The organism is Bradyrhizobium acaciae, from assembly GCF_020889785.1.
In the GTDB taxonomy this organism is placed as follows: domain Bacteria; phylum Pseudomonadota; class Alphaproteobacteria; order Rhizobiales; family Xanthobacteraceae; genus Bradyrhizobium; species Bradyrhizobium acaciae.
Genome location: NZ_JACMYK010000101.1, coordinates 16,633 through 26,553, shown reverse-complemented (window position 1 = coordinate 26,553; position 9,921 = coordinate 16,633). Strand labels below are relative to the sequence as shown.

Annotated in this window: 9 protein-coding genes; 5 read left to right on the top strand and 4 right to left on the bottom strand. The window is 65.6% G+C overall.

Annotation, left to right across the window (positions count from 1 at the left end; translation table 11 throughout):
• From H8A92_RS28955 to H8A92_RS28940, 4 genes are all read left to right on the top strand, one after another.
• On the top strand, nucleotides 1-930 hold a 930-nt coding region (locus H8A92_RS28955; RefSeq protein ID WP_229198923.1), incomplete at its 5' end, for a sigma-54 interaction domain-containing protein.
• Between the two features lie 133 nt (nucleotides 931-1,063).
• Nucleotides 1,064-2,215 (top strand): hypothetical protein, encoded by a 1,152-nt coding sequence (locus H8A92_RS28950; RefSeq protein ID WP_229198922.1) that lies wholly within the window; start codon nucleotides 1,064-1,066, stop codon nucleotides 2,213-2,215.
• Nucleotides 2,200-2,646 carry a hypothetical protein gene (locus H8A92_RS28945; RefSeq protein ID WP_229198921.1) on the top strand — a complete coding sequence of 149 codons (447 nt, stop codon included), beginning with the start codon at nucleotides 2,200-2,202 and terminating at the stop codon, nucleotides 2,644-2,646. Before H8A92_RS28950 ends, H8A92_RS28945 begins: the two co-directional genes overlap by 16 nt.
• Nucleotides 2,646-3,050: a hypothetical protein gene (locus tag H8A92_RS28940; RefSeq protein WP_229198920.1), complete on the top strand. Its 405-nt coding sequence runs from the start codon at nucleotides 2,646-2,648 to the stop codon at nucleotides 3,048-3,050. The genes H8A92_RS28945 and H8A92_RS28940 overlap by 1 nt, the downstream gene beginning before the upstream one ends.
• A gap of 40 nt (nucleotides 3,051-3,090) precedes the next feature.
• Here H8A92_RS28940 and H8A92_RS28935 read toward each other — a convergent pair whose 3' ends face one another.
• The 3 genes from H8A92_RS28935 to H8A92_RS28925 all read right to left on the bottom strand — a co-directional run bounded on the left by H8A92_RS28935 (nucleotide 3,091) and on the right by H8A92_RS28925 (nucleotide 7,560).
• On the bottom strand, nucleotides 3,091-3,645 hold the full coding sequence (locus H8A92_RS28935) for a flavin reductase family protein (RefSeq protein ID WP_229198919.1): 555 nt from the start codon (nucleotides 3,643-3,645) through the stop codon (nucleotides 3,091-3,093).
• Between the two features lie 79 nt (nucleotides 3,646-3,724).
• Nucleotides 3,725-4,825: an LLM class flavin-dependent oxidoreductase gene (locus H8A92_RS28930; protein WP_229198918.1), complete on the bottom strand. Its 1,101-nt coding sequence runs from the start codon at nucleotides 4,823-4,825 to the stop codon at nucleotides 3,725-3,727.
• 392 nt (nucleotides 4,826-5,217) lie between these two features.
• Nucleotides 5,218-7,560, bottom strand: coding sequence for a mechanosensitive ion channel domain-containing protein (locus H8A92_RS28925; protein ID WP_229198917.1), 2,343 nt, complete (start codon nucleotides 7,558-7,560; stop codon nucleotides 5,218-5,220).
• A 317-nt stretch (nucleotides 7,561-7,877) separates the two neighbouring features.
• Between H8A92_RS28925 and H8A92_RS28920 the strand changes: the two genes are divergently transcribed.
• Nucleotides 7,878-9,608, top strand: coding sequence for an ATP-dependent Clp protease adaptor ClpS (locus H8A92_RS28920; RefSeq protein ID WP_229198916.1), 1,731 nt, complete (start codon nucleotides 7,878-7,880; stop codon nucleotides 9,606-9,608).
• Nucleotides 9,609-9,615: 7 nt separating this feature from the next.
• On the opposite strand, the gene H8A92_RS28915 is transcribed toward H8A92_RS28920, so the two are convergent.
• Nucleotides 9,616-9,906, bottom strand: coding sequence for a hypothetical protein (locus H8A92_RS28915; RefSeq protein ID WP_229198915.1), 291 nt, complete (start codon nucleotides 9,904-9,906; stop codon nucleotides 9,616-9,618).
• Between the last annotated feature and the right edge of the window lie 15 nt (nucleotides 9,907-9,921).

The following is a 9,921-nucleotide window of genomic DNA, read 5'->3' as shown; positions in this document are numbered from 1 at the left end:
GAAAAGCCCGCGGGACAGTTCAGCGGCCTGCACCGGCTGGCGGGCCGCGATCCCGTACTGATCAAGGGCGTGAAGCGGCTGATGACGGTCGGCAATCTCGATCTGCCGATCCTGCTGCGTGGCGAGACCGGCGCCGGCAAGGACGTGTTCGCGCGCGCGATCCACGCCGCGAGCAATCGCGCTGGCCGCAACTATGTCGCGCTGAATTGCGCGGCGATGCCCGAAAGCCTGATCGATGCCGAATTGTTCGGCTACGAGGCCGGCGCCTTCACCGGCGCGCGGCGCGAGGGATCGAAGGGGTTGATCGTGCAGGCCAGCGGCGGCACGCTGTTCCTCGACGAGATCGGCGACATGCCGCTTTCGCTGCAGACCCGGCTGCTGCGCGTGCTGGAAAACCGCGAGGTCTGGCCGCTCGGCGCATTGAAGCCCGTGCCGGTCGACATCCGCCTGATCAGCGCCACCCATCGCGACCTGGCGCGGATGGCCGAAGACGGCAGCTTCCGCTCCGATCTGTATTACCGGTTGCGCGGCATGGAGATCCGGCTGCCCGCGTTGCGCGAACGCGCCGACCGCAAGGACGTCATTGCGCGGATCGCCGACGAGGAAGCGCCGCACTGCCGGGTCTCAACTGAGGCCTGGGCGCTGCTGATGGCCTATCCGTTCCCCGGCAACATGCGCCAGCTCCGCCACGTGCTTCGGCTTGCCGGCGCGACCGCCGAGGGCGGCGTCATCACCGCGGCCGATCTCGATCTGCCGCCCTTCGCCGCGCGCGATGTGGAGGCCGATCACGCGGCGACCGAGCGCGCCGCGATCGTCGACGCGTTGCGTGCCAATGGCGGCCGCGTAAACGACGCGGCGAAAGCACTCAATCTCAGCCGTGCGACCTTGTACCGGAAGATCAAGGCGTTGAAGATCGGGCTCGACGGCTAGATCAAATATTTCGTTCGAGAAACGGTTTCGCACCGCGGACATGGGTACTCCGTAAGAATGGCTGTCGTGTTCCGGCCGTGCGGGAAAGATGATATCGTACGGCTTTCGCCTTCAACGCCACGGAGCGGGTCCCATGACACGGTTTCCCTTCGCTGTGATCGTTGGCCTGGTTGCCGCGACCATTTCGCAGCCTGCCGCCTCGGATTCTATCGAACAACGATTGGGAAAAGTTCATTTCGCGACGTCCTGCAAACCGGAGGCGCAGGAGCTGTTCGATCGCGCCATGCTGTATCAGCATTCGTTCTGGTACAGCGCATCGCGACGCACCTTCGAGGAGGTGCTGGAGGCCGACCCGCAATGCGCGATCGCCTATTGGGGCATCGCGCTCAGCTATCTCTACAATCCGCACGGGCCGCCGCCACCCGAGAACCTTCCGCTCGGCCTTGAGGCCGTGAAGAAAGGCCAGGCGCTCAATGCCGGCACGCCGCGCGAGCGCGAATATATCGATGCGATCGCCACGATGTATGTCGACTATGACAAGGTCGATCACCGCACCCGGGTGCAGCGCTTCCTCGCGGCCGAAGAGCAGGTCGCGACGCACTATGCCGACGATGACGAGGCGCAGATCGCCTATGCGATCACGCTCAATGTCGCGGCATCGCCATCCGACAAGACCTATGCCAATCAGCTGAAAGGCGCGGCGCTGCTCGAACCGATCTTCACGCGCCAGCCCGAGCACCCCGGCATCGCCCACTATCTGATCCATCTCTACGACTACCCGGCGCTCGCGGAGAAGGGCCTCCCCGCGGCGATGCGCTATGCCAAGATCGCCGAACAGGCGCCGCACGCCCAGCACATGCCGTCGCACATCTTCACGCGCGTCGGCTACTGGAAGGAGTCGATCGCCTCGAACAAGGAATCCGCCCGCATCGCCAAGGAAGACGGCGAGCAGCAGGACCAGGCGCACGCGATGGACTATCTGGTCTATGCCTATTTGCAGCTGGGCCAGGACAAGGAGGCGCGCGCGGTGGTCGACGAGCTCGGCCAACTCCAGTTCAAGCAGGATCGGTTTGCCGGCCCCTTCGCGGTGGCGCAAGCCAGGCCCGCTATGTGTTCGAACGCGGCGACTGGAACGGAGCTGCCGCGCTTGAAGTGCATCCGACCAAATACGCCTATGCGGATGCCATCACCTATTTTGCCCGCGCGGTCGGCGCCGCGCGCTCCGGTGATCCGGCGGCCGCCAAGCCCGATATCGCCAAGCTGGTCGAATTGCGCGACAGACTGAAGGACGCAAAGGATGCCTACTGGTCCAACATCGTCGACATCCAGCACCAGATCGCGAGCGCCTGGGTGCTGTACGCTGAAGCCAAGTACGACGAGGCGCTCACCGCGATGAACGCCGCCGCGGAAGCCGAAGACAAGACCGAGAAGCATCCCGTCACCCCCGGACCGCTCGCGCCGGCGCGCGAACTCTACGCGGCGATGCTGCTCGATCGCGGCAAGGCCGCCGACGCGCTCGCCGCCTATGAGGCCGTGCTCAAGAAGGAACCGAACCGGCTGGCGGCTTATCTCGGGATGATCAAGAGCGCCAAGGCGGCCGGCGATCAGGCCAAGACCCAGGAATGCGCGGTGCAGATCGCCCGGCTCACCGCGGATTCCGACGTGTCGAGGCCGGAGCTGATCGAATTGCGGCAGACAACCGGAAGCAAGCTATGATGCCGCTGATGACATGGCGCAACGGTGCGGCCGCCTTGCTCGGCACCGTTGCGGTGTGGCTCTGCCAGGTGCCGCCGCTCGGCGCGATGGAGATCATCGGCCAGGCCGGCGTGCTCGGCGAATGGGAGTTGACCGGGCACCTCACCGAAAGCGGACCAGACGCGCGCAGGCAGTTCTCCGGGCCGCTGAAGATGAGGCATGTGGGCATCTGCGCGCAGGATGGACCGGAGGAACGCGCCGGCGAGATCAAGCTGCAAATCTCGGGTGCGGATTCGCAGGTCACGGCCGAACTGGTGCTGGACGGCGCGCCCTGCACCTACAGCGCCCGCAAGACGCACAATTACGAGGGCACGCTGTCCTGCGAGGGCCGCGCACCCGTTCCGCTGCTGGTGTGGCTCAAATAGAAGCTGCCGTCAGGCTGCGGAGCAGAGACCGGTCGCGGCTCTACGAAAACTCGTTCCAGCTCACACGTCGCGCGTCGACGTCGCCGAGCGTGATCGGATCGTGGATATCGCGGACGCTCTGGAAGCCGCTGCGCAGATAGATCAGTGGGTCGACCGTGGTGACCGCGCGGACATGCTGGACTTCGCCGATGAAGATCGAATGGGTCTTGGTCTCGAGCTCCTGGCTCAGGACGCAGTCGAACGCTGCGACGGCATCCTCCAGCACCGGAGCGCCGGTCGCGCCCGTGGTCCAGCGCCCAAACGCAAAACGATCGTCGCCGTTGACGCCCTTCTGGCCGGAGAAGGTCAGCGCCAGCAGTGCGTGCTCCTCGTTCAGGAAGTTGATGACGAAATGGCGCTCCTCGCGGATGCGCTCATGCGCGCTGGCATTACGGTTGACGCAGACCAGGACCGAGGGCGGATTGTCCGATAGTGAGCAGGCCGAGGTCACGGTCAGGCCAGTGCGCTTACCGGGCTCGGAGCCGACGGTCACCAGCGCCACGGCGCCGGCGCAATGCCGCATCGCCTGCTTGAAACCCTGTGCGTCGACCGTCATGCCGCAAACCCCGTGGAAAAGACCCCGTTTAAGATAGGCAACGCGGGGTGCGAGGCAAGCCCCGCACCCCGCGCGGCTGTCATGCGGCCTTCTCGAACTCGGCGCCGAGATGCTTGAGCCGCGGCATTACCTCCTGCTTCAGGAGCCGCAGTGAATTATGCCAGGCCTCCGGCTTGTGCTTGTAGTCGAAGCCGAACACGCAGAGGACGCCGAAGCCGCCGACCTCGCGGTAGATCTTCTCGATCTTCTCGGTAACCGTCGCCGGCGAGCCGACGATCCAATTCCGGCGTGCGCAATATTCGACGGTGACGTCGCTGTCGGGCACGTCGGGCGCATGCTTCAGATAGTCCTTGAAGCCGAAATGGCCGAGCAGCGGCAGGAAATACTCGCCCATCATCCGTCCCATCATGTCGCCGGTCGAAAGCTTCCACGCCTCTTCATCGGTGTCGGCCACGAACACCTCGCGCACCAGCCGCCAGTCCTTGCGGCTCGGCTTGCGGCCGGTCTTGGCAGCCCCCGCCTCGACCGAGTCCCAGTGGCTGCCGACATAGGCCGGGTTGAGGTTGAGGCTCATCGGAATGAAGCCGCGCTCGCCGGCAAGCTTCAACGTGTCCGAGTTCTTCGACAGGCCGGCAACGCCGATCGGCGGATGCGGACCCTGCAACGGCTTGATGTGCGGCTTGAGGAAGTCGAACATCGTGTCCGGCTTCGACACCGTCCAGAACTTGCCTTTATGAGTCCAGGGTCCCGGCTCAGACCACATCTTCAGGATGATCTCGAGCGCCTCGCGGGTCATGTCGCGGTTTTGCCCCGACATGCCGTCGACATTGAACATCGCCCAGTCGCTCGGCAGGCCGGAGGCGGCGACGCCGAAATTGAGCCGGCCGTTCGAGAGATGATCGAGCATCGCGACGCGGTTGGCGAGTTCCGCCGGGTGATGATACGGCAAGAGGAAACCGCCGGGCCCGATACGGATGTTCTTGGTCTGCAGCAGCGCCTGCGCCACCAACAGATCTGGCGACGGATGCGGCTCCCACGGTGCGGTGTGATGCTCTCCGATCCAGGCTTCCTGATAGCCGAGTTCGTCGAGCCAGCGCAGCGTCTGCAGGTCCCAGTCGTGGCCCTCCTTCAATCCGCACTCCGGCGGGTGCGAGGGCATGGTGAAATAGCCAAGCTCCATGTGCGTTTCCTTTCTTCGCGTTACGGTTCAGTCATGCAATGCGTCTTGCCGCGCATTGCGCGACAATCAGCAAGCGCTGTGCCAGCGGAGGAAATCGCAGGGAAAGGCTGGGAACGGCCGGATTTCGGCCGGCAGCGGCCGATCGCGGAGCTCAAGAGCGCTGCGGCCGTCTCACAGTCGCGAGACGTGTCGCAGCCGTGAGACGCGCCGATGGCGTCGCAGCCAGTTTACTCCCTTTCCCCGTTCTTACGGGGAGAGGGTTGGGGTGAGGGGCCGTCTCCGCACATTCGGTGACAGCACTGCTCGCGGAGACTCCCCTCACACGAATTCGAGCTTCGCTCGAATTCGACCTCTCCCCGCAAGCGGGGCGAGGTAAAGCGGAGCGTGCCGGGTCAGCCCGCAGCGCGGCGCGGCAGCGCGTTGTTGCTATCGGGCTCCGACGGCGGCGGGAGCTGCATCAGGATGGTCTGGCCCATCGAGGCGATCTCGATGCCCTCCTCCTGGAAGCGCCGCTTCATGCGGCGGTTGAACTCGCGCTGCACCGACCAGCGGCCGCTATCGGTACAGCGGATCTGGCCGACGATGGTCACGACCGAGCCGTCGACCTTGTCGACGCCCCAAAGTTCGAGATCGCCGCGTATGAATGCGCGATACGCCGTCTCCTGACGCATCCCTGCGACGATGTCCTTCAGCACCTCGCCGGCGCGGTCGGTGTCCTCCTTGTAGGACACGTTGACGCTGACCGCAGCATTGCCGGCGCCGCGGCTGGCATTGGTGATCGTCGTCACCGCGCTGAACGGCACGACATGCACCGAGCCGTCACCGGCGCGCAGCCGCATGGTGCGGATCGAGACGTTCTCGACCACGCCCGAGAGGCCCGACACCGTGACGGTGTCGCCGACCTGCACGGTGTTCTCGATCAAGAGGAACAGCCCGGTGATCAGGTCTTGCACCAGCTTCTGCGAGCCGAAGCCGATCGCGATGCCGACGATGCCGGCACCGGCAAGCAGCGGCGCGACGTTGACGCCGATCTCGCTGAGCGCGGTGAGCCCGACCACCGCGACGATCATGCAGAACAGCGCGGTGCGCAGCATCGGCTGGAAGGTGCGCAGGCGCGCGGCGCGGGCGTAGTGCCCGTCGCGCGACAGCGTGTCGATCTGCCGGTCCATCAGCGCATTGGCGACTTCCCAGATCACCGCCGCGGCGAGCGCGGCGATGCCGATCGTCACCAGCGCCGAGATCAGCCGGGAACCGATCTGGCCGCCATAGAACCAGACGATGGCATCGACGCCCCAGACCTCGAGCAGCGCGACGAAGCCGATCAGGGCAATCACCGTCGTGACCACCTTGCGCAGCAGCGGCAGATAGCGGTTGGCGCGGGTCTCCAGCCCCGGGAAGCGCTGCATCAGGTCCGGGCTGATGCGGAAGCCGCGGTCGATCAGGCTCAGCACCACCATGATGACGAGACGGGTGACCAGGAGCACCGCGATGGTGCCGACGAAATATTGCAGCAGCAGCGAATAGCCGTTGCGGATGTTGAGCGCCCACACTGCCCACAGCGCGAGATCGAGCGCGATTGCCAGCACGTGCCAGAGCCCCGCAAGGCGGTTGCGCGTCCGCGCCGCAAGGCCCGTGCGGTCGGCCGGCGCGCGGATGGCGTCGGCGACCTGCCGGCGGCACTGCAGGATGATGACGACGACGAAGAGATGCACGACCAGCATCACGAGCCGGATCAGCGCGGCATAGCCGGCGCGATGCAGCCCGAGCAGCAGCGCGACATTGGCAAAGGCGATGCCGGAGACGCCGACGGCGACGATGCGCCGCGCCCAGATCTCGATATAGGCCGCGGTCTCGGCGCGGACGCGGAACAGGCCGAACGGCCCCGCCAGCGCGCGCACCGCGCAGATCAGGACGCGCGAGAACACATAGGCGTTGACGACGGCGAGGATCACCAGACGCGTGGTCGACTGATCGCCGATCTCGGTGCCGAGCAGCGCCGTGGCGATGCCGCCGAACACCACCACCGGCAGCAGTTCGAGCAGCAGGCGGCCGAGCACGAAGGGCAGCCGGACCAGCGACTGCCAGGCCCGCGCCAGGCTGAGCCGGCGCCGATGCAACTCCGGCCCCGCGGTGACGTCGGCAACCGACGACGGCGGATCAGCGCTCGCGAGCGTCTGCACCGGCACGCGCGCGGTCTGCGGCAGCCGCGCTTCCAGGAACGCGACCGGCCGCTTGATCAGGCGGAACACCACCCATTCGGCAGCGAGCGCGCAGCCGAACACCAGCGCCAGCTTCCAGGCGATGTCGATCAGCAGGCCATAGGCCTGCGGATCGTTGGCGGTGCGGACGAACCAGTAATAGAACGCCGGGAAATGCGTCAGCGTGCGCGCGACGTCGGCGACCTCGCGCGACATCTCGCCGACCTGCTCGGACACCATCAATAGGAGCTGCGCGCCGAGACTGTCCGCGGTGAGCGGGATCGGCGAATGCTGCTCGGGCACCGGCTCTTCGGCCGCCTGCGGCGAGGCATTGGCGATGGCGCGCAGCGTGTTGATGATCTCGCCGCGCTTCTTGTCGTCCTGCAACGTCTCGAGCGCGCGCTTGGCCTGCTCCGGCGTCAACGTGTCGCTGGCACTGGGTTGCGGCGGCGCCGGCCTGGCGCCCGGCTGCGCAAGCGCGGGAGAGACGAGCAAGGTGAGGACGAGAAGGATCGCAAAGCGAAATGTGTGCGACACGAGGGCCTCTTATTGAAAGTCATTGCGCGATGGCAGATCCCCGGAAGGAATCAGTTCTCGCGCTCGCGCCATGTCGGATCGCCTCTTTTCGCCCCGATGATGTGTCGGAAGTTTGCCGCTGTGGCGGCCATGTCTTGGCATTTGCCGCAACACAAACGTCACAAGTGTTGAGCGGCGTTTACGCATGCAGCGCGCTCCCGGCTGATCGGCGCACCACACGTCAGGGATGAGACGGCAGAATCTTTCGCTTGACGGAGGGCGGCGGCCATGATGTTCTTATTTTGTTCTTTTGGTTCCGATTGCGTTTCGAGGTGATCATGCACGACGTGTTCAGCGACGACGGTCCGGTCCGGCTCTTCTTTCATGATGACGACGAAACACCGCTGGAATTCATGCGCAACCTGTTGCGCACGGTATTCGGCAAATCCCGGAAGGAAGCGATTGCCGTCACCGCGCGAATCGAGGCCCAGAACGGATTCGCATGCGGCCCCTATCCCGCGACGGTGGCCAAGGCACTGCTCGAGTCCGCCCAACAGCTGATCCGCAGCAACGGGCATCCATTGTTGATCACCGCGTCAGCCGCCGACGCGGCCCGGCCGTGCGATCTCTGTGGCGCGTTGGAGCCCGTGACCGACGTGTTTCTCATCCGCCGGACAGTCTGCCTATGCGGCAACTGCCTGATCGCCGCGCGTACAAGCTCGGAAAATCTGCCGATCGAGGAGTTCAGATATGCCTTCATGGCGCTCGATTGGCATTTTGCCGGGACGCCGCGCAATCAGATCATGACCCGGTCGCGGCAATTTCCCGGTCACATGCGAGCGGACGTTCAGATCGCGATCGACCGACTGTTCGATGCGCCGATCCATTTCTTCGGCATTCATGAGCAACACCGCTATGAGACCCTCGCGATTGCCTCGCTCATGGAGAACAGCCGCAACGCGCCGCCGATCGCGCCGCCGCAGTATCACGACGTTGACGTCGGCGAGCCCCAGTCGGTGAAATGCCTGACCAATGGTTTGTGGCTATGCCAAACCGAAGAGCTGCGCTACGCGGTGCTGCTCAGCTACCATCGTGATTATCAGACCGAGCCGGGCTTGCGGATCGAGCTCGCGGTGCCCGCAGGCGCCGCCGGAAACGCCTTGGTGCAGCGGACCTTTGCGGAGCTGGAAGCGGCCGTGCATGCGGCACGATCCTATCGCGGCAAGATCCTGTCGCTGGAAGATGCCGCCGACTATCGCGGCCGCGCGCGCGGCGTGACCGTGCATCGCCTGCCGACCGTCGCGCGCGATGACGTTATCCTGCCGGACCGGACGCTGCGGCTGCTCGACCGCAACGTGCTCGACTTCGTCGAAAGCCGCGATCTGCTGCGAAAGCTCGGCCAGTCGACCCGCAAGGGCATCCTGCTCTACGGCCCGCCCGGCACCGGCAAGACCCACACCATCCGCTATCTCGCCACCAACCTGCCAAACCACACCACGTTGATCATCACCGCCGAGCAGGTCGGGCTGCTCGGCGCCTATATGAGCCTGGCGCGGCTGCTGCAGCCGACCATGGTCGTGATCGAGGATGTCGATCTGATTGCGCGCAACCGCGAGGACATGGGCGGACCGTGCGAGGAATCCCTGCTCAACAAGCTGCTCAACGAGATGGACGGCCTGAAGGAGGATTGCGACATCCTGTTCGTGCTGACCACCAACCGCCCGGAAGAGCTGGAAGGCGCGCTCGCCGGTCGCCCCGGCCGCATCGACCAGGCGATCGAGGTGCCGCTGCCCGACGAGCCCGGGCGCGGCAAGCTGATCCGGCTCTACGGCCGCGGCCTGCCGCTCGAACCGCTCGTCATTGATGCAGCGGTGCAACGCACCGAAGGCGTCAGCGCCGCCTTCATCAAGGAGCTGATGCGCCGCATCGCCCAGACCAGCATCGCCCGCGGGGGCGGCCAGGACGTCACCGCCGAAGACATCGACGGCGCGCTCAACGAGATGCTGTTCGACGGCGGCCGGCTCAACGTCAAGCTGCTCGGCGGCGCGCAGGGAATGAGCGCGGGGTGACGGCAGGTCATCGCGCCAAACGAGCCGGCAGCAGCAACTCCCGTTCGCTGGCGGCGACACGCGCAAGCTCGTCCGACATCCGCTCCAGCACGCGTTCCCAGGCCTGTGGCTTGTCCTGACAGAACAGCCGCATGGTCGGATACCAGGGCGTGTCGGCACGATCGGTCACGAAAGCGATGACAGCGGACAGATGCAGCGCCGGGACATGGTCGGGATGGGCGGTCAGAATGTCGCCGCACAGCGTGCCGGCCTCCGTCGCGCGGCCCGCGCGATCATGCGCCACCGCATCCAGCAACATCCGATCAACCGCCGC